At 53.6% G+C, this 24,063-nt stretch carries 22 protein-coding genes and 1 pseudogene; 10 read left to right on the top strand and 13 right to left on the bottom strand.

All coding sequences use genetic code 11. The features are described from left to right. Positions 1 to 50 precede the first annotated feature (50 nt). Positions 51 to 1,313: pseudogene (locus ROLI_RS10860) on the top strand (IS3 family transposase). A gap of 421 nt (positions 1,314 to 1,734) precedes the next feature. Here the strand turns inward: ROLI_RS10860 and ROLI_RS10855 are convergent. From ROLI_RS10855 to ROLI_RS10810, 10 genes are all read right to left on the bottom strand, one after another. Then, positions 1,735 to 2,124 carry a hypothetical protein gene (locus ROLI_RS10855; RefSeq protein WP_187430990.1) on the bottom strand — a complete coding sequence of 130 codons (390 nt, stop codon included), beginning with the start codon at positions 2,122 to 2,124 and terminating at the stop codon, positions 1,735 to 1,737. After that, positions 2,111 to 2,497, bottom strand: a complete 387-nt coding sequence (locus tag ROLI_RS10850; RefSeq protein WP_187430989.1) for a response regulator — start codon at positions 2,495 to 2,497, stop codon at positions 2,111 to 2,113. The genes ROLI_RS10855 and ROLI_RS10850 overlap by 14 nt, the downstream gene beginning before the upstream one ends. Before the next feature lie 36 nt (positions 2,498 to 2,533). Continuing rightward, positions 2,534 to 3,382 (bottom strand): protein-glutamate O-methyltransferase CheR, encoded by an 849-nt coding sequence (locus ROLI_RS10845; RefSeq protein WP_187430988.1) that lies wholly within the window; start codon positions 3,380 to 3,382, stop codon positions 2,534 to 2,536. Then, complete coding sequence (locus tag ROLI_RS10840; RefSeq protein ID WP_187430987.1) at positions 3,379 to 3,837, bottom strand: chemotaxis protein CheW; 459 nt, start codon at positions 3,835 to 3,837, stop codon at positions 3,379 to 3,381. Before ROLI_RS10840 ends, ROLI_RS10845 begins: the two co-directional genes overlap by 4 nt. Then, positions 3,834 to 6,110, bottom strand: coding sequence for a chemotaxis protein CheA (locus ROLI_RS10835; RefSeq protein WP_187430986.1), 2,277 nt, complete (start codon positions 6,108 to 6,110; stop codon positions 3,834 to 3,836). The genes ROLI_RS10840 and ROLI_RS10835 overlap by 4 nt, the downstream gene beginning before the upstream one ends. A gap of 9 nt (positions 6,111 to 6,119) precedes the next feature. Next, entirely contained in the window at positions 6,120 to 6,485 is a 366-nt protein-coding gene (locus tag ROLI_RS10830) for a response regulator (protein ID WP_187430985.1), read from the bottom strand. Next, positions 6,482 to 6,757, bottom strand: a complete 276-nt coding sequence (locus tag ROLI_RS10825; protein ID WP_187430984.1) for an STAS domain-containing protein — start codon at positions 6,755 to 6,757, stop codon at positions 6,482 to 6,484. Before ROLI_RS10825 ends, ROLI_RS10830 begins: the two co-directional genes overlap by 4 nt. A 236-nt stretch (positions 6,758 to 6,993) precedes the next feature. Next, entirely contained in the window at positions 6,994 to 8,076 is a 1,083-nt protein-coding gene (locus ROLI_RS10820) for a methyltetrahydrofolate cobalamin methyltransferase (RefSeq protein WP_187430983.1), read from the bottom strand. Between the two features lie 15 nt (positions 8,077 to 8,091). Beyond that, a complete protein-coding gene (locus tag ROLI_RS10815; RefSeq protein WP_187431017.1) occupies positions 8,092 to 9,018 on the bottom strand; it encodes a methylenetetrahydrofolate reductase in 927 nt (308 codons plus the stop codon). 47 nt (positions 9,019 to 9,065) lie between these two features. Continuing rightward, positions 9,066 to 9,362 carry a virulence factor gene (locus ROLI_RS10810; protein WP_187430982.1) on the bottom strand — a complete coding sequence of 99 codons (297 nt, stop codon included), beginning with the start codon at positions 9,360 to 9,362 and terminating at the stop codon, positions 9,066 to 9,068. 309 nt (positions 9,363 to 9,671) lie between these two features. On the opposite strand from ROLI_RS10810, the gene ROLI_RS10805 reads away from it, so the two are divergent. From ROLI_RS10805 to ROLI_RS10790, 4 genes are all read left to right on the top strand, one after another. Beyond that, entirely contained in the window at positions 9,672 to 10,787 is a 1,116-nt protein-coding gene (locus ROLI_RS10805; protein WP_187430981.1) for a Ppx/GppA phosphatase family protein, read from the top strand. Beyond that, positions 10,787 to 11,509: an RlmE family RNA methyltransferase gene (locus ROLI_RS10800; protein ID WP_187430980.1), complete on the top strand. Its 723-nt coding sequence runs from the start codon at positions 10,787 to 10,789 to the stop codon at positions 11,507 to 11,509. The genes ROLI_RS10805 and ROLI_RS10800 overlap by 1 nt, the downstream gene beginning before the upstream one ends. Positions 11,510 to 11,601: 92 nt before the next feature. Then, the gene (locus ROLI_RS10795) at positions 11,602 to 12,174 is read left to right on the top strand and encodes a hypothetical protein (RefSeq protein ID WP_187430979.1); all 573 of its coding nucleotides are present in this window, start codon (positions 11,602 to 11,604) and stop codon (positions 12,172 to 12,174) included. A gap of 500 nt (positions 12,175 to 12,674) precedes the next feature. After that, positions 12,675 to 15,701, top strand: coding sequence for a cyclic nucleotide-binding domain-containing protein (locus tag ROLI_RS10790; RefSeq protein WP_187430977.1), 3,027 nt, complete (start codon positions 12,675 to 12,677; stop codon positions 15,699 to 15,701). A 192-nt stretch (positions 15,702 to 15,893) separates the two neighbouring features. Here the strand turns inward: ROLI_RS10790 and ROLI_RS10785 are convergent, their stop codons facing one another. Together ROLI_RS10785 and ROLI_RS10780 are read right to left on the bottom strand one after the other, a co-directional pair. Beyond that, positions 15,894 to 17,444: a sodium:alanine symporter family protein gene (locus ROLI_RS10785; protein WP_187430976.1), complete on the bottom strand. Its 1,551-nt coding sequence runs from the start codon at positions 17,442 to 17,444 to the stop codon at positions 15,894 to 15,896. Between the two features lie 14 nt (positions 17,445 to 17,458). Beyond that, the gene (locus ROLI_RS10780) at positions 17,459 to 17,896 is read right to left on the bottom strand and encodes a universal stress protein (protein WP_187430975.1); all 438 of its coding nucleotides are present in this window, start codon (positions 17,894 to 17,896) and stop codon (positions 17,459 to 17,461) included. A 621-nt stretch (positions 17,897 to 18,517) separates the two neighbouring features. Here ROLI_RS10780 and pufB point away from each other — a divergent pair. The 5 genes from pufB (at position 18,518) to ROLI_RS10755 (ending at position 22,810) form a co-directional block, all read left to right on the top strand. Next, positions 18,518 to 18,673, top strand: coding sequence for a light-harvesting antenna LH1, beta subunit (pufB, locus tag ROLI_RS10775; protein ID WP_187430974.1), 156 nt, complete (start codon positions 18,518 to 18,520; stop codon positions 18,671 to 18,673). A 12-nt stretch (positions 18,674 to 18,685) separates the two neighbouring features. Beyond that, a complete protein-coding gene (locus tag ROLI_RS10770; protein WP_187430973.1) occupies positions 18,686 to 19,033 on the top strand; it encodes a light-harvesting protein in 348 nt (115 codons plus the stop codon). Between the two features lie 97 nt (positions 19,034 to 19,130). Then, a complete protein-coding gene (locus ROLI_RS10765) occupies positions 19,131 to 20,591 on the top strand; it encodes a PucC family protein (RefSeq protein WP_187430972.1) in 1,461 nt (486 codons plus the stop codon). After that, on the top strand, positions 20,588 to 21,280 hold the full coding sequence (locus ROLI_RS10760) for a hypothetical protein (protein ID WP_187430971.1): 693 nt from the start codon (positions 20,588 to 20,590) through the stop codon (positions 21,278 to 21,280). The genes ROLI_RS10765 and ROLI_RS10760 overlap by 4 nt, the downstream gene beginning before the upstream one ends. A gap of 900 nt (positions 21,281 to 22,180) precedes the next feature. Next, positions 22,181 to 22,810: a transposase gene (locus tag ROLI_RS10755; protein WP_262386569.1), complete on the top strand. Its 630-nt coding sequence runs from the start codon at positions 22,181 to 22,183 to the stop codon at positions 22,808 to 22,810. Here ROLI_RS10755 and ROLI_RS10750 read toward each other — a convergent pair. Next, a protein-coding gene (locus ROLI_RS10750; RefSeq protein WP_338469156.1) for an IS3 family transposase occupies positions 22,766 to 23,895 on the bottom strand; the annotation gives its coding sequence in 2 pieces (ribosomal slippage) (positions 22,766 to 23,649 and positions 23,649 to 23,895; 1,131 coding nt in all). The genes ROLI_RS10755 and ROLI_RS10750 overlap by 45 nt on opposite strands. Positions 23,896 to 24,063 lie beyond the last annotated feature (168 nt).

Below are 24,063 nucleotides of genomic sequence, written 5' to 3'. Positions count from 1 at the left end.
GTTTGATGCCGCTCCTTTGATAGCATTTACTGCAACAAAGGAGATTGATTATGGGACTCAAACGGACAGACGAATTCCGCCAAGATGCGGTGCGTATTGCGCTGACCAGTGGGCTGACGCGTAAGCAGGTGGCTGACGATTTGGGTGTGGGCATGTGCTGAACAAGTGGATCACGACACACAGTGACGCGGATGTAGTGTCCAAAGAGGATTTAGGCCTCGCCCAAGAGAATGACCAGCTTCGTCGCGAGATACTGTTACCTGACAGCACATGCTTGCATGTGTGAGAGGGCGCATTCTCAAGGAGGAAAGGCAGATCCTAAAAAAGGCCACGGTGTTCTTCGCGAGCCAAAAGCCGTAAGGTTTAGGTTCATTGAGGAACACCGATCTGCGTTCTCTATCGGCCGGATGTGTCGTGTCATGGGTGTCAGCTCGCGTGGGTTGCGGGCATTCCGCAGTCGCCCTGCGAGCCGCAGGCAGCGGTCTGATCTGGTCACGTTGGCGCACATCAAAGAACAATCTCGTCTTAGTCTTGGCAGTTATGGCAGGCCGCGCATGACTGAGGAGTTGAAACAGATTGGCTTGGATATCGGTCACCGCCGTGTTGGTCGGTTGATGCGCCAGAACGGCATATCTGTCATCAGAACGCGCAAACATAAGGTGACGACAGATAGCAATCATAAGTTCAACATTGCGCTAAACTTGCTGGATCGTAACTTTACGGCGGATCAACCAAACCAGAAGTGGGCGGTGACATTACCTATATCTGGACGCGCGAGGGCTGGTTGTATCTGGCTGTGATCCTCGACCTGCATTCCCGCCGCGTGATCGGCTGGGCGGTCTCGAACCGGATGAAGCGTGATCTGGCAATCTGAGCGTTGAAGATGGCCATCGCCTTCCGCACACCACCAAAAGGCTGCATCCATCACACGGACCGTGGCAGCCAGTACTGTTCGCATGATTTTCAGAAGATCCTACGCCAATACGGGTTCAAAGCGTCCCCTCTCGCAAATGTAAACATGTGCTGCCGGGCAGTGCATGAGCGGTTAAGGAAATTGCTATGACAATGCCGCTGTCGAGACGTTCTTCAAAACCATCAAGGCTGAGCTGATCTGGCGGGAAACTTGGAACACACGCAGACAGGCTGAGATGGCCATCTTCGAATCCATCAACGGCTTCTACAATCCGCGTCGCCGCCACTCAGCACTTGGCTGGAAAAGCCCCCTCTCGGCAGATTGCTTTGCAATCGCCTGCCGGGCAGCGGTACGCTTTCGAACGGAAGGGGGCTTAAACGAGCACCGGGGGCGGCACTAAAGCGCGATAGGTCCAGAACCGCGTGTGCCGTCAGATCGGTCATGGCTACCGTTGGTAACCGCTCGCCTGAGCCAGAAATCATCGTCCCGGTGTACCAAATGCCAATCATGCACTAACTTTCGATCCGGACCATTCAAGTGAGGCTGCTCATTCTTGCCCAGACCGGGACCAATTTGGGTAGGGCAGCAATTCTGAACAGAGCTAACTCAAATTAGCGGATATTAAGGGGCGCAGGTCTCAAACTGAAAAAAATCCACTTTTGAACACTACCAATTCTAGCGGGGATTACCGCGCGATCTAACACCAACGAGAAACCCTCACCGTTTAAATCTGGACCAAAAAACCAAAAAAATCACTCTACGAGCTTGAAAAAAATGAATAGATCAGAAGGTCATTTTTAACCCCTTAACATACTTCCAAATTACAATAAGTCCAATTCCCCTCGGCTGTCTTCGTTAGATTGTAACTCTTTTATAGCCCCAAACTCTAGTAAGCAACGGGTCGATTCTAATTTCAATTGTCGTCCAATCAGCTCAATTGTTTTTTCATCAAAACTCTCTTCATTCTGTTTGCTCAAAAGCGCTGCAAGCAAAGCCATATCCTCCAAAGATTGACGCAAAAAATCTAATGTTTGCAAATTCCTAATTGCCAGGTCATCATGCGATGCATTTGATGCAACAGTATCTCCAACTGTTTGTTCAATATCAAAAACATGGCCTGCAAGCACGTCCAGGTGCAAGCTAATACGCTTCAATAATCGCAAAGAAAATGCCGGGGAATCAGGGTTTTTATGCACTTTAAAGACGTCCAACTACGGCCTCAATACAATTCCTTAGACCTTCTTGTTCAAAAGGCTTCTTTAGGTAATTGTTCATTCCTAATTTTTTCCCATGATCTACTATCTGTTGTTCGGCCCTGCCAGTTATCAGAATGAACCCAACCCCCTTTGTTTTTGGTGAAGATCTGAGTTGATGCAAAAGCTGAAGGCCATCCATTTGAGGCATATTATAGTCTGAAATTACCAAGTGAACAGGGCTACTTGCTAGAGCCTTCAATGCATCAACCCCATTTTCTGCAGTTGCCACGTTTGGAATACCAAAGGCATCTAGTGCTTGTGTAATTAGGCCGCGGCTAGTGGACATATCGTCAACAACCATGATGCGTAATTGATCACGCAAAGACATATTCTTTCCTTCATTTTTTAGTGGAGTGACGATTGTTTAGCATATTGGTTTGTATGCGGTCGGCCCACTTGTCTGAAACCCAACTTTTTCTGGCTCCGGTATTCGTTCCGAGTGGCCAAGGAAAAGTAAACCTTCGTCATCAATCAACTGTCGAAACCTAGGCCATAGATCATTCTGTGTCTTTTGATCAAAATAGATTACCACGTTCCTACAAAAAATTATATCCATCTTTCTATTCATTGGCCAATTCGCAAGCAAATTCAATTCTTTAAATGATATTAGGGAGCGTAAATTTGCTTTCGCAAGGTAAACGCGTTCAGTTTTTGTCAGCTCTTCAGTGAAATATTTATCAAGTAACATTGAAGGCACTCCGGAAACAAATCGTTCTGGATAGAGCGCATTGGTAGCGAAACGAACCACTTCGCCGTCGATATCGGTTGCCAAAATTTTTACATCGAGTTTTTCGATATCTGAACTAATTTCTAAAAGAGACATAGCGATCGATAGAGCTTCTTGCCCGTTGGAGCAACCGGCCGACCAAATTCTGACCTTATCCCCAGCTTGAAGTCGTGGAAGTAATGTTTCACGCACTTGCTTTTGTAAAATGTCAAAGTGATGTTGCTCTCGGAAGAAGTGAGAAACGTTCGTCGTCAACGCAGAAATCATGTGCTTACGCTCAACTGAGCCTTGCTCAGAACAAACATAGTCAGTATAGAGCTCAAAATTAGGCAATTCTAATTCTTTCAGCCTGTGCCTGAGGCGTGATTGTATCATAGATGTTTTTTCGACTGCCAAAATCAACCCGCTTTCACGATATGCTAACTTTGCAATTGTATCAAAACTCTTTGGATCAATTTCGCTATTTGAATTTGGTCTATTTATCATGCTGCATTGCTTTGTACTGAAAGTACGATTGAGCTTAGATCAAGAACTCGGATCATTCGATCATCAATCAAAGTTAAAGAACTTACGACGCTTGGAGTAGAACCTGGTTGCATTTCCGGTGGAGGTTGCAAATCGTCAGCGGTTAGGGCTATGATATCAGACACGGCATCGACCAGTAGGCCAGTCATCACGTCGTCATGGTTCACTACTATGATAACATTGCGGTCTGTTTGTTGTTGCGGCTTTAGACCCAACCGTTCTGATAGATCCATTACTGGCAAGACTGTGCCACGTAAATTTATGACACCTTTCATATACGCTGGAGCGTGAGGTAAAGGAGTCGTCCGTGTCCATCCTCTTATTTCTCGAACAGACATTATGTCGAGGGAGTACTCTTGATCAGCGAGTTGGAATGTCAACAATTCAATTGAAGCGGGGATTTCTTTTTCGCTCATGCCGATGCTCCTGTTAGATTTTGAGAGGGTTGATTGCCGGTATTTCCGATTGCGTTGGATATGATATCGGATGTGTCCAAAATTAGAGCGATCTGACCGTCACCTAGAATTGTCGCTGCAGCGATCCCTGGTGCTCTGTAAAAACTATCGTCTAAACCTTTAATGACAACCTGCCTTTGGTCTTGGATGCTGTCTATAATGAGGGCAGCGTGACTGTCGTCTTCGTGAGCAATCAGCAGAACAACGCAACCCTCATAGTCTCTTACAGGCTCGCGATAGCCAAGTTCTTTCCCGAGATCAAACAAGGGAACAAAGCCACTTCTTACACGAACGACGTGCGCACCAGGCCGAACCATCTCGACATCATTATTTGACAACGTCAGTGTTTCAATAACGACGTTAAGCGGCAGAACTAAGGTCTCATCAGCTACTTGTACGACCATTCCATCCAAGACAGCTAAGGTTAACGGAAGTGATATGGAAAAGGTCGTCCCTTCACCTGGAGTGGACGAAATCGTAATGCGTCCTCCTAATGCTTGAATCGAGGTTCTAACTACATCCATTCCAACGCCCCTGCCGGAAAGATCTGATACTACGGTAGCGGTAGAGAACCCAGGCAAAAATAGGAGGTTGTCGATTTCGGTGTCAGATAGCGAAGCGTCTTCAGGCACCAGACCTTTGTCGATAGCAATTTGAAGAACTTTTGGGCGGTTGATGCCGCCTCCATCATCCGAAACCTCAATTATCACTCTGCCAGAACGGTGCGCCGCACTCAAATTGACTCGGCCTTGCTCAGGTTTTCCGGCCGCTGTGCGTTCTTCAGGAGATTCCAGACCGTGATCCACAGCATTTCGTATCATATGTGTAAGTGGATCTGCCAACCGTTCGATGACAGTTTTGTCGACTTCTGTACCTTCTCCATCCGTGTGCAACCTGACGTCTTTTCCGACAGCAGCTGAAGCTTCGCGAATAATTCGAGACATTCGTTGAAATAGTGATTTAACCGGCTGAGCGCGGATCATCATCACGCTGTCCTGAATATCTCGTGTTAGGCGTTGAAATTCTTCCAGACCATTCATTGCATCTGAATGCGGCGACAAGCCGGAACTCTCCAAGCTTTGTGAGAGCATAGCTTGGTTTATGACGAGCTCTCCGACTAGATTTACCAGTCTTTCGATACGGTCGAGATCTACCCTTACCACTGATTTCGGGGCAGTAGTAGAAGCCGCTTGTTTTGGAGCGGTAACGTTTTTGCCGGAGGTTACGGCGGGTGGGGGGGGCGTACCGACATCTTTCGGAACCGTAATCTCTATGGCTGTTTCTTGTTCAACGTTGGCAATAGAGTTTTCTACCATTTGGGGTGGGTTTATTATTGCATTTAGCTCCGACTCCCCAGGTTCTTCATGCAAGGACACGGGTGTCTCTTCCAATTGTTGTGGCAATGAGCTTGGCTCGACCTGATTCCCGAGCTTGACGATAACCAGTTCGCATAGACCTTCAACAAACTCAAACGCAGCCGTGATCTCATCCTCGTCTACAGCCGTTTTCAGTTCTATTGTCCATGAAAGATAGGATTGCTCCGGTGCCAGGGCATTAAAGTCAGGGAGTTTCTCCAAATGACACGTAACAGAGCATTCGCCCATTTCATCAAGTGCACGCAGCATGTGGAACGGTTCATTTCCGGTTTCGAAAAGCTCGTTGTCGGGCCGAAAAGTAATTTTGTAACCGGCCACGTCCGAGGGTAAGGGTTCATCGAGATTTTGAATAGCTGGTAAATCGCCGGGTAGTGGGTCACCGCCTAGATCCAGATCCAAGGAGAGAGTCGCCGGTTGAAACTCGATATTTTCGTCTTCTGCCTCGTCTTCTTCGATATGGTCATCACCAAGTAGCCCACCTAACAAAGCCAATAACGCGGCCGTCGTGCCCTCAGGGAGCGGCGCATCGTCTCTGCTGACACGGACCAGGTCGGACAAATGATCCGCGCATTGAAAAAAGATTTTTAAAGCTTCAGCGTCAGGTGTCATCCGGTCCGAACGAACCTCATCAAGCACTGTTTCGAAACGATGCGCAAATCTTACCAGTGCTTCGAGGCCGAAAGCGCCAGCACCACCCTTGATTGAATGAACCGCTCGGAACACCACATTGATGGTCTCCGAGTCGACATCGCCGTCATCAAGAGATTGTAAACCGTCTTGCAGCGCCTCCAGAAGCTCTTCGCATTCAATGAAGAACGAAGCCCGGATTTCCGCCATTGGATCATTGGAGTCATTCATGGCAATATATTATCCTGCGACCATTTGAAGTGCTTTTATGAGTTTGCTCGGATCAAAGGGTTTGACTATCCAACCTGTCGCACCGGCGTTTCTCGCACGCGCCTTGAGCTCTGGAGCTGCTTCTGTCGTGAGGACCAAAATTGGTGTCGCCCGATGTTTGTCTTGACCCCGTACGGCGTCAATAAACCCAAAACCGTCCATTCGCGGCATATTGATATCCGTGATAATTGCATCAGGTTCGATACCGTCGAGCACCTCAATACCGTGCACGCCATCGTCAGCCGTGTGGACATTGAACCCTGCAGGCAATAACGCCAATCTGATCATGTCACGCATCGTTCGGCTGTCATCCACCGCTAAAATTTCGAGTGTCATACACGCCCCCTTGATATGGTTTCAGGTGTCATTCCCATGACACGAAGTTGATCGAGCACGCGGTCCGAGGCGTTCAGCACAGAGACATTACGTCCTGCCGCAACAGCATCAGTCGCGGCTACGATCATGACTTGAAGGCACAATGAGCCCAAGTGCCCCACCTCCGATAAATCCATGACAAGGTCACCCTCCTGATGGTCCCTGAAAGTCGTCATCAGGGCGGAGGCAGCGGGCAAATCGAGCCGGGATGCCAGGGTGATCGGTTCACTCATGTTGTCACCCCTAAAAAACAAGATCTTTGCTTTTGCATCGCTCTCTCCACATCGGCTGTCATATTCGATGAAAGAGGTTGTAGCGGGCAGTCCGTTAAGACGGGGTTACCAGTGAAAAAAATTCTGAATTGTCTGATCTGCGAGGGCAATAGAACCCGTATTTTGGATCACAAACAACAAAAAAACCCGGTGGCGCACCACCGGGTCAGAGACCTATTGTGTTTTATTTTAAAGGGTTATGCGCGTCTTCTGCGCCCACCCGTACGCCCCGCACGGCCTCGACCTTCATGGCCAGGTTTTGGGGCTTCTTTGTTGAATTCAATCCAGGCGCCGCCATGCGGATCATTGTTCGTCAAGAAGTTTGCGGCTCGGATAGCTTCCATCTCTTTGCCGGGGCGGGGCTTTGTCGAACCAAGACCCGTCAATTGACAAAACAGCTCCAGGTCCATGTCATCGGGGATCACCACACCAGCCGCCACCAGCTCGAGTTTCTTCGCTTCAATGCGCGCAAACGACACAGGCAAAGCAACCGGGTTCATGATCGCCGATGTCATACCGGCCCCCATGGCCATGGGCAGAAACGCATTGTTGATCCCGTGACGATTCGGCAAGCCGAAAGAGATGTTGGACGCGCCACAGGTGGTGTTCACTCCGAGTTCCTCGCGCAGGCGCCGCACCAGCGTAAACACCTGATGACCAGCCGTCGCCATGGCACCAATCGGCATCACCAGAGGATCAACGACAATATCATGCGCCGGGATGCCGAAATCCGCCGCGCGCTCAACGATCTTCTTGGCGACGGCGAATCGCACATCCGGGTCCTCAGAAATGCCCGTGTCATCATTGGAAATCGCGACAACCGGCACATTGTATTTTTTGACCAGCGGCAAGACCAATTCAAGACGTTCCTCTTCGCCCGTGACCGAATTCAGCAGCGGGCGCCCCTCTGCGGCGGCGAGACCCGATTCCAGAGCGCCCGGCACGGAGCTGTCGATGCACAGCGGCACATCAACGATGGCCTGCACCCGCGTTACCAACTCCTTCATCAAAGGCGGTTCAACGAAATTATTATCGGCGTAACGTTTGTCTTCGGCCATCTTATTGGTGAATACGGCACCGGAATTAATGTCGAGCACCGTGGCACCGGCTGCGACCTGCGCAATCGCATCCGCTTCGACCATGGAAAAATCACCGGCTTCAAGTTCCATCGCCAATTTCTTGCGCCCGGTAGGGTTGATCCGCTCCCCGATCACACAGAACGGTTGATCAAAACCAATGATGGCGGTCTTGGTTTTCGATTCGACGATGGTTCTTGTCATTATACTGTCCTTGGATCAGGTATTTGCGGGGGCGGCATCCGCGCCACCGTTTTGCATGGCCCATGTGGCGTTGCTCTTGATTCCGCCGAGCGGGAAAAAATGCACATGGCTGATGTTGAAGTCGGGATGCGCGGCCTTGTGGGCGGCCAGTTGTGCGACCACCTCCGTGGGCTCATAGGGCAAGAGCAATTTAGTCACATCCATCGCCCGTTTCTGCAAAACCTTGAGCGAAGGGCCCACACCGCAGGCGATCGCGAATTTGATCAGCGTTTGCAGCTTGGCAGGACCTGCAATGCCGATGTGGACGGGCAGGGTGATGCCCTGAGCCGCCAGATCGTCGGCCCATTTGATGATCGGTTTGGCATCGAATGCAAATTGCGTCGCGATGGCCATTTTTGCGTCTGTCCGGGTTTGGAAGTCGTTCTTCCAGCGCAGGGCGGCGGTGACGTTGCTTATGGAGCCATCAGCATCGATGTCGCGGTTGCCCTCGGGGTGTCCCGCGACATGCAGCCGCTCAAAACCCGCCTGATCAAACAGCCCGGTTTCCATCAATTGCATGGAGCTGTGGAAATCACCGTGGGGCGTGCTCACACCGCCGGCAAGCAAAAGCGCCTGTTTCACGTCCGCTTCGCCCTGATAGCGCGCAATCCAGTCGCCAAGCGTTGCTTTGTCCTTGATAATGCGCGCCGGGAAATGCGGCATGACCGGATAGCCCTGCGCGTTCAGGCGTTTGGCCGTGGCCACCATCTCCTCAATGGGCGTGCCCTCGATATGGGCGACATAGACGCGTGTGCCTTTGGGCAGAAGGTCCTGGAAGTTTTCGACCTTCTGGGCGGTGCGCGGCATCACCTCGATGGAATAGTCGCGCAGAAACGCCGCCACGTCCGGGTTGGAGGGTGCGGCGGGGGCTGCGTCTTTCTTTTTGAAGCTCAACAAGGCCATCATGCGTTCCTTTCGGGAAAGAAGGGTGTCGAAGAATGCGGTCAGGGTCAGGCCCAACCGTCGTTGTTGATCAGCGCCTTGATGCGCTCGCGGTCATACTCTGCGTCCAGCCGCGCGGCTTGCGCATCCGCCACCGCCTCCGGATCGCCTTCCACCGTAAACGGTTTCGCCTTGCGCCACTCTGCCAGATAGGCGTCGGTATCTTCCGCGCCAACCTTCATGGCGGCGCGGTCAATGGCCTGCTCAAACCGCTCTGGCAGGGGGCGTTTGGAGCCACGACGGCCCTTGCCCACAATCACTTGGGCCGGAATATCGCGCCAGTAAACAATCGTGACCTCGGGCATGGTGTGATTCCTCCTGATCCGTTCTGGCCTGTCTAACGACATCGTTCCCGATACCGATGGCGTTTTTCGACAGAACACCGTTCTTCCGCGACGCTTCCTTGTAGCGCGAAGCGTTGTGGCCCGCGAGAGGGCGTGCGGCGCAAAATTCTCATAATGACTGTGAGGTGGTTTATCTGCAAAGCCGTCACCCCCTTGTTGGCAAATGCCGGGCGGGCGCGGGCGAAATGATCCTTGGGCGCATGACTGCCGCTTGCGCTAAACGCGGGCAGCGACTAGCTTAGGACCAACTCGTAATGAAAGGCGCATAAGATGGCGCCACAGCGTCCCGATGGTGCGGGCGCGCTCGAAAATAAATCGGCTCTGAGCCCCGCGCCCGTTGCGCCCAAATCTGGTGAGCTTTATGCGGCACTCGATCTGGGCACAAATAGCTGCCGCATGTTGATCGCCCAGCCCAGGGGCAGTGGTTTTCATGTGGTGGATAGTTTCTCGAAATCCGTGCAGCTTGGCGCGGGCCTTGAGAAAACCGGGCGCTTGTCGCGCGGATCGATGACCCGCACGATACAGGCCCTGCGCATCTGTCAGCAAAAACTGAAGCGTAATAAGGTGCGTCGCATGCGCTTGGTGGCCACCGAGGCGTGCCGTCGTGCCCTGAATGCGCATGATTTCATCAAACGCGTGCAGCGGGAGACGGGCTTGAGGCTTGATATCATCAAGCCGCAGGAAGAGGCGCAATTGGCGGTGATTTCCTGTGCGCCCCTGGTGGGGCGGTCCACCGAAAACCTCTTGGTGGTGGATATTGGGGGGGGCTCCACTGAATTGGTGTGGATCGACCTCAAGGACGTGCCACCCCATGACCGCGCCAAGGCGATCATGCGTCTGCACAGCGGGTTTCAGCAGACCCTATCCGATCTTCCCGCCGCCCGTGTCGTTGACTGGATTTCGGTGCCGCTGGGTGTGGCGACGCTGCGCGAGCAATTCAATGACGTTGAGGATGACGCGGCGCGTTTTGCCCTGATGAGCTGGTTCTTTGAGGAGAACCTTGCCGATTTCGCACCCTATCATGACACTGAACCGCATGAGAAGTTTCAGATCGTCGGGACCTCTGGTACGGTCACAACGGTTGCGGCCAGCCATTTGGGGCTCAAACGCTATGATCGCACCAAGGTGGATGGGCTGCACATGACATCGGAAGAAATCGACCGGGTGATCCGCTCTTATCTGGCCTTGGGTCCGGCCGGGCGGCGCGCCGATCCGCGCATCGGGCAGGACCGTCAGGCGTTGATCATGTCGGGGGCGGCGATTCTGCAAACCCTGATGCGATGCTGGCCGACGGACCGCTTGTCGGTTGCGGATCGCGGTTTGCGCGAGGGGCTGCTATACGCCCAAATGAGCGCAGATGGCGTCTTGGAAGATGGAGAATACTGATGGGCAAGACCCCGACAGGCAAAAATACATCCGGACGCGGACAGCGCGAGTTAAAGATCAAGGTCAAATCCGCGCGCGGCCGCAAGCTGAGCTCCACACGCTGGCTGCAACGGCAATTGAACGATCCCTATGTCAAACGCGCAAAAGCCGAAGGGTATCGTGGACGCGCGGCGTTCAAGATCATGGAATTGGACGATAAATACCGGTTTCTGGTGCCGGGTGCGCGGATCGTGGATCTGGGTGCCGCGCCGGGTGGGTGGTGTCAGGTTGCCGTGAAACGCGTCAATGCGCTTAATGAGCGCTCGGGCAAATCCGTCGGCTCGATCCTCGGCATTGATCTGCAGGAAATGGAACCCATCGCGGGCTGCGAGCTGCACGTGCTGGATTTCATGGAGGATGATGCGGATCAAAAGGTAAAGGATCTGCTTGGCGGCAAGGCTGATGTGGTGATGTCGGATATGGCCGCGAGCAGCTCGGGACATAAACAAACCGACCACCTGCGCATTATCGCGCTTTGCGAGGCAGCCGCCTATTTTGCATTTGACGTTTTGGAAGAGGGCGGCACGTTTGTTGCCAAGGTCCTTGCCGGGGGGGCCGAAGGGGAATTGCAAAAGCTTTTGAAACAACGGTTTACGAAAGTCGCGAATATAAAGCCGCCGGCGTCCCGCTCCGATAGTTCGGAGAAATTTGTTGTGGCGACTGGTTTTCGGGCCTCAGAATAGTGGCTTTTACCATCCCTTAAACCTATCGTGGTTATTTTGCGAACAATGGTGCGCCAATCGGGTGCGCCGATGTTAACAAAAAGGACCCCGATATGTTCCGCAAACTTCTGTTGTCCGCGCCTTTGTTGGTCGCGGCATCCATTGTTCACGCCGTTGATGCCCCACCCGCGATGAAGGCCTTCGTTGAAACCGACGTCATGGCCTGGGCGCAGGGCGCTAATGTCGTTGATGCAATCAATGCGCAAAATACCCAGACCTCCGGTGCCAGTGCTGCGCAGATTGAGGAGTGGGACACACAATGGCGCGGTGAAGTCGGTGCCGCCAGCCAGCCGTTGATCAGCGAAGTGATGGGGCACCCCCTGTCTGCCTTCCTGAGCGAGCAGGTTGAAGCTGCAGGCGGACGCATCACCGAGATTTTCGTGATGGACGCTGCGGGCCTGAATGTCGCGGCAAGCGATGTGACATCCGATTATTGGCAAGGTGATGAGGACAAACACGCCAAGACCTACGGCGCAGGGGCGGGCGCAGTGTTTGTCGATGAGGTTGAATTCGACGAGAGCGCGCAAACCTATCAGGGCCAGGTGTCTGTGGCATTGACCGACCCGGCAACCGGTGCGGTGATTGGTGCCATGACGATTGGGTTGAACGCAGAAGCCTTCTTTTGACGTTTTTATTGCAGGCGCGCGCACCCGCTCGCCTGCAATGATCTGGTTGCAGCACTTTGCAAACGCAGAGTGTCCTTAGCGCTGACAGGCTTGGCGTCTTCACTCAAATATTGAGCAGTCGTCGTTTCCGCTTTGTAAGTCTGGCGCAGAACCTCGAACAATTGTGCGCGACGCGCAGCAATTGGCGTTTTAAAAGTTGACATGAGATTGTGCTCCGCATTCCTTTTTCCTGCTTTTATTGGCAGCAAATTAGGGCACGGATACGGCGGAAAGCTGACAACATTCCAGCGCAATCGCCAGACATCTGGCAATTTCTATGACGTAGCGAACACATCCCCCTGATTTTCTGCACGTCGACAAAGTCACAAAAGATGTGAAGGTTGTTGCTTTCAAACCCCTCTATTCCCGCAATGATAGAAGTAACTGGCGGAATTTGTTAAATTTATTGCTGCGCCGAACTGCCTGGGGCATAAACAACCTGCAAGGTCGATCAGGCGCGCATGGGGGTGCGAAGCATCGAAAAATCTCTCTTTAGGTACATTTGGAAGCATTCAAAGCGGGACCAACTGATCCTGCTGCTCTTCACCAGCACCCTTTTCCCCTTTCTTTATCTGACGCTGGAACTCCCAAAACGCATCATTAATGACGCGATTGGCGCACAATCCTCGCGGGTTATCGTTTGGGGGTATGAATTGACCCAAACCGGCTATCTGTTCTTTCTATGCCTGCTGTTTTTGCTTTGTGTTCTGATGCACGGCCTCCTCAAAATGCGCATTAATACCATGAAGGGCGTGCTGTCTGAACGGATGTTGCGGCGTCTGCGGTTTGGGTTGATTGCGCGTATGCTCGGCTTTCCCAAATCATATTATAGACGCACGTCTCAGGGTGAAATGGTCGCCATGATTACCGGCGAAACCGAACCGATGGGCGGGATGATGGGGGATGCGTTGACGCAGCCCGTCCTGCAAGCCGGTCAGATGATGACGATCCTGTTGTTTCTCTTTTTGCAAAACCTGTGGTTCGGTTTGGCGGCCGTTGCTCTCATTCCGCTTCAGGCCTGGCTGATCCCGAAACTGCAACGCCAGATCAACCTCATGAACAAAGAGCGGATCCAGGAAATTCGACAACTCGCTGCGATGATTGGTGAAACTGCCGCTGGCGCGTCGGACTTGCGCATCCATGGTGGTTGGCGTTTTCGGCTTGCGATGATGAGCGATCGATTGGGGCGCGTGTTCAATATCCGCCTGCAAATTTATCAAAAGAAATTCTTCATGAAGTTCATCAACAACTTCATCACGCAACTCACGCCGTTTTTCTTTTTTTCCGTCGGGGGGTACCTGGTTATCCAGGGGGCGGTTTCACTGGGGGCCTTGGTGGCGGCGCTGGCGGCTTACAAGGACCTCAGCTCACCGTGGAAAGAGTTGCTGACCTTTTACAACCAGGCACAGGACATGAGTCTGCGCTGGCAAATCGTCACGGAAAAATTCGCGCCAAACGGTGCCATAGATGCCCGGTTGATGGAGGGGGTTCCCGATGACATGCCTCGACTGAACCAGCGTTTGTCTCTTGATGCAATCAAGGTCGAGGATGCGGATGGGAACACGGTACTGGACAATATCACCCTGCGATTCGATGCAGGATCACTGGTGGGCATTCAAGCGTCCAGCGAAGAAGACAGGCGCGTTTTGGTAGAGGTTTTGACGCGCGAAACCCTTCCGGTGTCGGGGAAAGTCATTATCGGCGATCATGATTTGAGCGCGCTGCATCAGGGTGTGATTGCCGCGCGGATTGGGGCCGCCAGCGCGCATCCTTTGCTGTTTCAGGGCAGCCTTGGCGATAACACGATGATGTCTGTGAAACAGAAACCCTCAGGCGTTTTATCATCCACCGCGCAGATTGCGGCGCGTGAAGCAGAGGCCGCCGGGAACAGCGCGGACCCGCTCAACGCGACCTGGCTTAACCCCGAACTTGCTGGATGTACGCAGGAACGTGAGGTGCGCAATTGGTGGTTTTCGTTGCTCGAGACAATGGGGCAGGGCGGCGCGCTCTACCGGCGTGCGCTCGATCAAAAACCATCGCTGGAAGCCCGCACTGAACTGCATAAAGCACTCGTTTCTGCCCGTCCTAAGGTCTGGGCTGCGGTGTTGGAAGCCGGGTTGGAGCGGCATGTGTTTCGGTTTGATCCGGCGCTTTACAACCCGGCGCTGCCCGTGACCGGGAATTTGTTTTTTGCAACCATGCGAAAAACGCTGACCCAGCGTGAGCTTGCAACGCAAAGCGATTTGTTTGACGTTTTGCATAAGCTGGAACTTGAAGAGGGCCTGTTGGCGCTGTCGCGCGATGTTGTCGCGCTATTGAGCCAGATATTTGGCACGGATGGAACCGAACACCCGCTGTTTCGCAAGCTTGGTCTGGATCCTGAGTTTTATGAACGATCCGTGCAATTGCTGAGCGCGGGGGCGCGCTCTGATACATCACGCCTGAACCGCGCCGACAGGATCATGCTGATGACGCTTGCTGCGCAGATTACCGCTGAGCAGATTGGCCCCGCCTTCAGCGATACCATGAAGCAGCGCATTCTTGAGTTGCGCCATTCAAATGGTCTGGCAATTCAGGATAGGCTCAGCGCGCTATTTGTGCCGTTGAACCCGCAAGAGATTGCACCGGGGCTCTCCCTGCTTGAAAATGCGCTTTATGGTAAGATTTCTGACGAGGCGGGCGCGCGCGGCGATGACCTGCGCGGGATCGTAGCCGATGTTCTGGAGGCAGAGGGCATGAAGCCCGCCGTCATTGATCTGATCTATGATTTTCCTCTGGCGCTGGGGGGGGGCAATCTTCCGGGGGTTTTCACCGAACCGCTGGCATTAAGCCGTGCTGCGATCAAGCGCCCCGATATTCTGATCCTGGATCAGATGTTCACAGGTTTTGACCCCGCGATCCGTCTGGAGGTCATTGAAAAGCTACGCAAGCTCCTGCCGGAGACGACGATGATCTGTCTGGCGGATCGGTTTGATTCTCCGGAACAGTTCGACCTGTTTGTCGAAATCCATCAGGGCCGGATGATCTCTGCGCCCCAGGGCGAGGAAAAACCTCAAGACAGTGCCAGCAAAGCGGATCTCCTGCGCAAGGTCCGCGCTCTCGAAGCCACGCCGATGTTCTCAGGCCTCAACCGCAAACAACTGAGGTTGCTGGCCTTTGGTGCCAAATGGTTTGATGCTGCGGCAGGGGAAGTCATTTTCAACCAACACGATGATCCCAAAGATGGTGCCTATGTCATTCTGACGGGGAGGGCGCAGCTTTACAAACTGCAAGACAATTCTGCGGATGAGGTGGTGGCACAGGTCGAACCGGGCGCGCTGGTTGGGGAATTGGGTGTCATCCGCAATGTCCCGCGCGCCTTGAGTATGCGGGCGCAAACCGATGTCACGGCGCTGCGTCTTGGGGCAGAAGAGTTTCTGGCGGTCATCGAACATGACGCCGCAACGTCGTTCAAATTGTTGCAGGTCATTGCCGGATATAAGACGTAATGCTCTTTTTGGGCGCCCGCGCAACGGATCATAGGCACCGTCAATCGCGGTCAAATCGGCACCACTGGAATCGAAACTATCTCATGCCGCCCGGCGGAGATCGTCTGGTATGGAATGTGACAAAAAAAGGTTCACAGCCGAAGCCTGGACGCGGTTGCCAAGGCGGCGTAGATGCCGCCTTGGACGTTTCGTTTAGTGGGCGAATTTCTTGATTTCGCCCGACTTGAGGCGTGCGGAGTAAGACCGCAGTTCTTCGCGTACGATCGACATCAGGAAGTAGAGCGCCGTGATATTGACCACCGCCATGGCAAAGATCGCCGCATCCGAGAAGTCGATGACCGGACCGAGGCTGGCCGCCGCACCGATCACGATGAAGATGCAGAAGATGATCTTGAACGTGAGCTCGGATATTTTTCCTTCGCCAAAGAGATAGGTCCAGGCCTTCAACCCGTAATAGGACCACGAAATCATCGTGGAGAAGGCAAAGAGCACAACCGCAATCGCCAGCACATAGGGGAACCAGCTGATGCCCGACGCGAAGGCCGCAGAGGTCAGTGCGACGCCGCTGGTATCGCCTACGGTCGCGATGGCAGAACCTGCCTCATTGAGGATATAAACGCCTGCTTCAGCGTCAAAGATCAGCTGACCGGAGATGGTGATGACCAAAGCCGTCATGGTACAGATCACGACCGTATCGATCAGCGGCTCCAGCAAGGAAACGAACCCTTCGGTGATCGGCTCTTTGGTGCGGACCGCAGAGTGCGCGATGGCCGCGGAACCGACGCCCGCCTCGTTGGAGAAGGCCGCCCGTTTGAAGCCCTGGATCAGCGCGCCGACAAAGCCGCCCGCAACACCGAGACCGGTAAAGGCACCCGCGAAGATCTGGCCAAAGGCCCAACCGATTTGGTCATAATTCACCAGCAGGATGATCAGCGCTGCACCGACATAGAGGATGCCCATGATCGGCACGATCTTTTCGGTGACCTTTGCGATGGATTTGATACCGCCGACGATGACCGCGAACACGACCGCTGCAAAGATGATACCCGTGATCCAACCCGGAAAATCTCCGGTAATCTGGGTGATCTGCGCATGGGCCTGATTGGCCTGGAACATGTTACCGCCCCCGAGCGCGCCCAGGATGCAGAAGATCGAAAACAGGATCGCCAAAAAGCCACCGCCCGGCAGGCCACGTTCCTGAAAGCCCTTTTTCATATAATACATCGGACCACCGGAGACGGTGCCATCGGGGTATTCATTGCGGTATTTCACGCCCAGCGTACATTCGGTGAATTTTGAGGCCATGCCCAAAAGACCGGCTAGAATCATCCAGAAGGTCGCGCCCGGTCCACCAATGCCCACGGCCACCGCAACACCCGCGATGTTCCCCAGGCCCACGGTGCCCGACAATGCGGTTGCGAGTGCCTGAAAGTGGCTCACCTCGCCTGCGTCATCCGGGTCTGAATAGTCCCCTTTGACCAGCGAAATTGAGTGCGTGAAGAACCGAATTTGCACGAAGGAGAAGTAAATGGTGAAAACCGTCGCCGCCACAACCAGCCACAGCACAATCCAAGGGAAGCTGGTGCCGGGCAGGGGGGCGAATATCAGGTTGACAAAGGGACCCGTGAATTGGGCAAAGGTTTGATTGACCTTCTCATCCAGTGACATCGCTTCCTGTGCCAGCGCAGGAAATGCGGCCCCACTCGCCAGCGCGGCGAGCGCGGCTTTGTTAAAAAATTTCATGATTGCTGTCCTTTTCATCCAATGACCGTCACAGGCACGGTTGCGCTCATCACAAGGTTGCCGGTCGAGCTGCCGAAGATGCGCGATGCAAATCCACCCTCTGAGGAACGCCCTACGATAATCTGATGCCCGCCCTCTTTTTCGCAGATGCTGTTGAGGGTTTGGGCGACGTCACCGTGACGTACGATTCCTTTCGCCTTCATGCCCGCGCCGGTCAATGCGGCCACGGCCGGATCAACGATACGCTCCTTGGCCATGGAAATTTCTTCTTCACGCCGCTTGTGGCGCTGCGCGTTTTCTTCGGCGGTCTGGAAGGAGTAGGGTGACCATTCAATCACATAAGCGATCAAAAGTTCACAATCTCCAATCTTCTCCGCCAGATCCTTGGCATAGGAGACAGCGCGGTCCCCAGACCCTTGCCCGTCCATGCCAATCACCAGTTTAATGGTCATTTTTTGTCCCTTTTTAGTTTTTTATGTCCGTCTTGCGGATCATTTTGACGTATATCTGTCTTTAGAAAGCCCCAAACTCTAAATTGGAGCCGCCGGTCAGATCAGGCAGCGTGCTGGTCATTTTAGTCAAATTCAATAGTCTTTATGACTTCAATTTAATTTTCGACGGAGGATTGCTCTTTTTTTGGCCCGTTTGCAGGACAATCGCCTCGTTGTGGTGGGGATTGATCGCGCGGCATCGGTGTCATTTTCACGCGTTGATTCTGAAATACTGCCCCGACGGGCGGACGATAATAACCGCATGTCGTTTTTTCAAAGCTGCCGTCAGGCCTGTCGCCGATTGCAACATGTTGGTGTGTTTGGCGGTATTGATAAGGCCAGCAGGGCCTGCACTTAAAACGAACGGCGAGACAGAGACTTCGCCATATGAACCCTTTTTGAGGCGAGGATTGCCTGAACTTCTCGCAATTCAAAACTGTCAGATTAAATTTACAGTTGTGATTGTAATTAATTCGTGACACATTCGATCTTACTTACAGTGTGCGTTCTTTCAAGTTGGGTGTTTCGGATTAATCGTTTTCCGGGTGCATCGGCTTACGTCAATATAACGGAGGACGAAATATGGCGGATAATGATGATAAGGTTTGGCCAACAGGCTTGACGCTTGACGAGGCCGAAGAGGTGCACAGCTATCTGATTGATGGCACGCGCGTTTTCGGCGCAATTGCGCTTTTGGCGCATATTCTGGTCGCGGTCGCGACCCCTTGGCTCGGATAAGGGAGGCCCTTCATGAATAATGCAAAGATGTGGCTTGTCGTTAAGCCAACAGTTGGTGTTCCGCTTTTTCTGAGCGCCGTCGCAATCGGATCCTTCGCTGTTCACGTGGCCGTGCTCAGTAATACCACCTGGGTCTCTGACTTCCTGTCAGGCAATGAACTGGGCTCAGGCGGGCAATCTGCTTCCGCCGCGATACTGGAGGGCACGGATACGGCAAAGGCATCCTACGTAACGCCCACTGGTGACGCGCGCGAAGTAACGATCATCCTCTCGGATGGCACGCCCGTAAAGGCAATCCTGCAACCGCCAGAGGTGCATGCCACGGCCGGTTCCGGAACCTACTCGGTCATAACTCAATAAAAGATCGGGCCCGCAGCGTTGCTGACGGGCCCATTCATTTGTCAATTGAGAATGTCATTGTCGTACCCTGTACCAAGGGCGGGAATTGATCGTAGATATGTTTGATTATCGAAATTTTGCCACCCGCAAACTGGCGGCTCTCGGGCCCAAATATTTGCCATTTGCGGATGTGGCCACGCCTGAGGTGCCGCTGCGCCGCTTGCTGCGATTATCGCTTTTTCAGGTGACCGTCGGCATGGCGCTGGTGCTGCTTGTCGGAACGCTTAACCGCGTCATGATCGTCGAGCTGTCGGTCCCGGCCTCCCTTGTTGCGCTCATGCTCGCACTTCCCCTCATTTTCGCGCCGTTCCGCACGTTGATCGGCTTTCGCTCGGATGTGCATGTCTCTGCGCTGGGGTTGCGGCGCGTGCCCTACATCTGGAAAGGCACGCTTTATCAATTCGGTGGCTTTGCCATCATGCCCTTCGCGCTGCTGGTGTTGTCGCGCTATGGATATGCCGCAGAAGCCCCGCTTTGGCTGGGTTATACATCTGCTGCGCTGTCCTTTCTGCTGGTGGGGGCCGGTGTGCATATGGTGCAAACCGTCGGCCTGGCACTGGCAACTGACCTGGTCAAGGAAGACGACCAACCCAAGGTCGTCGGCCTGATGTATGTCATGCTGCTCGTCGGTATGGTGGTCAGCGCGCTGATTTTCGGCGCTTTACTCGAAGAGTTCACCGCCGGACGTCTGGCGCAGGTGATACAGGGTGCTGCGGTCGTCACGGTTGGGCTGAACCTTTATGCGATGTGGCAGCAGGAGCCGCGCGACAGGGCGCGGGCGCAAGCGATGAAACGCGCCGTTCCGATCCGGTTCTCCGAGGCCTGGGCGCTGTTGATGCGGGCAGATGGCATGTTACGCCTGTTGATCGTAATCGGTCTGGGCACTTTCGGCTTTGGCATGGCGGATGTTTTACTGGAACCTTACGGGGGGCAGGCGCTGGGGCTTTCGGTGGCCGATACGACCAAGCTGACCGCTCTTTTTGCGACCGGGACCCTGCTGGGATTTGGCATCGCGTCTCGCGGGCTGGCACGCAATGGTCTGCCCGCGCGTTTCGGCATCATCGGTGCCGCAGTGGGTATTCCGGGGTTTTTGGCCATTATCCTGTCATCGCAGGGTGCTGGGATACCAGCATTCCTTCTGGGCGTTCTGGCAACTGGGATCGGTGCCGGGCTGTTTGGTCACGCCACACTCACGGCCACCATTCGCGCGGCGCCGAAAGAACGGATCGGTCTTGCGTTGGGTGCCTGGGGTGCCGTGCAAGCCACGGCCGCTGGGCTCGGAATAGCGCTGGCGGGGATCGTGCGTGATCTGATCGTCGGCTTTCAGGGGGGGGGTGGAAACGTTTCGGAAACACCCTATAATGTAGTATTCACGATCGAGATCGTATTTTTGATGTTGGCAATCGCGGTCGCCGCGCCCTTCCTCAAGAATGCAAAACGCCAAAGACATCAGCCGGATACGTGCGCCCCGGGCTCTGAGCTTTCGAACGCAAACACAAACCCGGTGGAGGTAATATGACGACAGTCATCACACGCTTGTTCAAAGATGAGGCATCCGCGCGAGATGCCGCCAAGAAAATAATGGATCGCGGTGTGCCCAGGCGGGCATGCTCGGTGATCGCTTCTCAAGAGGGTGAGGGTGCCAAGGACCTCAAAGCGCGACTAACCTCTGCCAAGGTCAATGAGGCGGCTGTTGATCCTTATGCCAAGCATATCGACAAGGGTTTGGCGGCGGTCGTCGTACGTGCGACCTACATCCCGCTGACGGCCGCGACGATCGTGCGGGGTATGATGGCGGGTTTTGACACCGTGGGCGCAGGGGATGTGGTGGATGATTACTACATGCCTGATGGTCCCGAACGTACGCCGAGTATTTTGCTCGAACACCCGCGGTTTTTGACGGTAAGCCCGAAGCGTACCGAGTATGAGGGCGGTCCCATAACATCAGGTTTTGGCATGCGACTGTTGAGTGTGCGGCGCAAACGGAAATCCGCGATTTCTGGTGGCGGTTTCAAATCGCGCGCTTTTTGGCCGATGCCGTTGTTGTCGACTAAGTCGCGCAAAAGATCCGTGATCAGCGGTGGGCGTCATATGTCAAAGTCGTTCTGGCCGATGCCGTTGTTGTCCGCCAGCAAGAGATCGAATTCAGTGATTAAGGGTGGCGATCTGCCCTTCTCGCGCGCGCTTGGCTGGCCCGCTGTGAGCTGATCGGACATCATCAGACAGCGTTTGGTCCGTATGGGTTGCATTTTCAAACGGGAGCCGCATGTTCTGCGGCTCTTTTTTTATGCGCGCGGCTCGTACGGCTCATTGTTGCTTGGTGCCGAGCAGGAATTTCACCACATTCATCAGACGCAAGTGCGGTGTCTTGGTGAGCGACAGTTGAGTTGCTATTCTTGTGAGTCTCAGGGTTGGGATCTTGTCATTTTCTGGCAGAAGACCTCGACGGGCGTTTTTCTAAGACGGTCGCAGATCACCTCCATGGCGTGATCGACCATTTTGCGGATGTGGCGCGTACGGCGACTTCTGGTTTCCACCGTTTCGTTTTGCCCACGGCACGGCAGTGGCTGCTTGAAGCCATGCGAGATGACAGAACCATGTCTGTTAACCAATTTTAACCTGCGGATGCCGCCAGAAAAACAAACTCGGTGCCGCGTCAATGGTGATTGACATGCGAGGGGCTACACGGTCCTTGGAAGGTTTTTGATTGCTTTCATGAACCTGCCGATGACCTGTTTGGGTGGTCAGGATCACATTGAAAAGACTGTTAAGATCACTTGGTACGGCGACGTTGGTTGATACAAGTTTATGTTTTAAAGTTATAAAATACATCTTCTTGCAGCTGAATGGATGATGGTGGGCGATGTGCTTCGGGGGAGTAGGAGGCCGATGCCGCGATGGGATTTGGGTGTGCAGCGCCTTCTGGCGTGACACGATCGGCATGTAAAACGGTGGTTGGGTAGGTCCGATCATTGTATTGATTTTTTTGGAATTGGCATGATTTAACGGGAAACCTTTGCCCGTAGTAATCTTGGCGTACGAGAGTGTTCGATTTTCTGTGTATGAGTAATTTGGCCCATGCTTCCAAACTAAAGGAGCATGACGACAATGACGATTTCCAAGGAACTACTGGAAGAGCTTCTGAGCGGTGTTGAACGGCCTAAAGATTTTCTGGGCGACAAAGGCTTGATGAAAGAATTCAAGGAGCGGATGCCGGGTTCGGAACTGACCAACCATCTGGGCTATGAACCTGATACAGAACCCTCGAACCAACAAAGCAACCGTCGCAATGGCACGACGCGCAAAACGCTGAAGGGCAATGACGGCGCGATGCCAATCGACATCCCACGTGACCGAGACGGCAGTTTTGGGCCGGAACTGATCCCGAAGGGCCAGACCCGGATCGACGGCATGGATAACAAATTTATTGGTCTCTACGCGGCTGGCCTGTCGACCCGCGACATCCGCGCCCACCTTGAGGAGGTCTACCCAACGGCGCGGCGCGACTTCAGCACGTTCACTTTTTCCAAGCTCGTTGTTGTCGGCAGAAGACGGCTTCCAATCCTGCGTGGCGCGGCGCTCTGCCAAGGTATTTGCCACATCCGCTTGAAGTTCTGTCTTTCTGGCTGCAGTGATTTCCGCCTCTGCGCGCAATTGGTCTTGTCGCGGTTGCGTTCCGGTCTCTCAACTCATTTAGGCAGCCTTTCGTTCGAAGGCCAAGGGGCTTTTGCCACCTAATGACGAGTGCCGCCGTCGTGGATTGTAGAACCCATTGATATACTGGAAAATCGCCCCTTCGGCTTTACGCCTGGTTTCCCAGCGGTTGCGCCAAATCAGCTCTGCCTTGAGTGATTTGAAGAACGTTTCAACCATGGAATTGTCGTAGCAGTTTCCCTTACCGCTCATCGAAACTTGGAAGCCGTGTTTAGACAGCCGTTTCTGATAGTCGCCTGAACAATATTGCGACCCGCGATCCGTATGATGCATGCAGCCCTTCGGCGGTTGCCGCAGTGCCACAGCCATATCCAATGCTCGGATCGCCAGATCCCGCTTCATACGATTGCTAACCGCCCAACCGATGACACGACGGGAATACAAATCAAGGATCACTGCCAGATACAACCAGCCCTCACTGGTCCAGATGTAGGAAATGTCATCGGCCCACTTTTGGTTTGGACCATCTGCAAAGAAGTCCTGGCCCAGCAAGTTAGGGGCGATGTTAAACGCATGATTGCTGTCGGTCGTAACCTTGTATTTCTGGGTCCTGATGATTTTGATGCTATTCTCCCGCATTAAGCGGCCCACGCGCCGGTGCCCAACTTGCAGACCCAGTTCTTGCAGTTCTTCGGTCATGCGAGGCCCGCCATAGCTTTGCAGGCTTAAGCGGTGCTGTTCGCGGATATGCGCCAGGATCACCATATCGTCGCGCTGTCGCTGGCTCATCGGGCGGCTTCGCCACGCGCGAAATCCTCGCGACGTAACCTGCATGACGCGGCAAAGAAATTCGACAGGCCATTCTTCTTTCCAGGCGTCGATAAAGGCGAACCTCACCGACTTTGGCCTGCAAAGAAGATTGCCGCTTTTTTTAACACTTCCCTCTCCTCGCGAAGCAACCGAACTTCCTTGCGAAGGCGTTCGTTCTCTTTCTCGACATCCTCGTGAGGACCCGACATCAGGTTGTCATGCTGATGCTTTTGAACCCACTTGTTCAACGTCGAAAGCCCAACTCCTAAATCCGCTGCCGCTTGCGGTCGTGTCAGCCCACTGGTCGTTGCGATGCGTACTGCATCAAGACGAAACTCGTCTGTGTATCTCGGTGCCATTCTCTATCTCCTTCATAGCAAACATTGCTCGAAAGAGACCGGAACTAAAACGTGGCAAGACCATTGGTGGCCCTCAAGCGACTGGATGCAGGTTCGAATATCGAGACATAGGGTAAAGCAAGTCTTTGTGCGATATTATGATGCCGCTTGAAAAAGCAACTTGAGATC

Origin of the sequence: Roseobacter fucihabitans (genome assembly GCF_014337925.2) — a bacterium.
GTDB lineage: Bacteria > Pseudomonadota > Alphaproteobacteria > Rhodobacterales > Rhodobacteraceae > Roseobacter > Roseobacter fucihabitans.
This window is presented reverse-complemented; position numbering and strand designations above follow the sequence as displayed.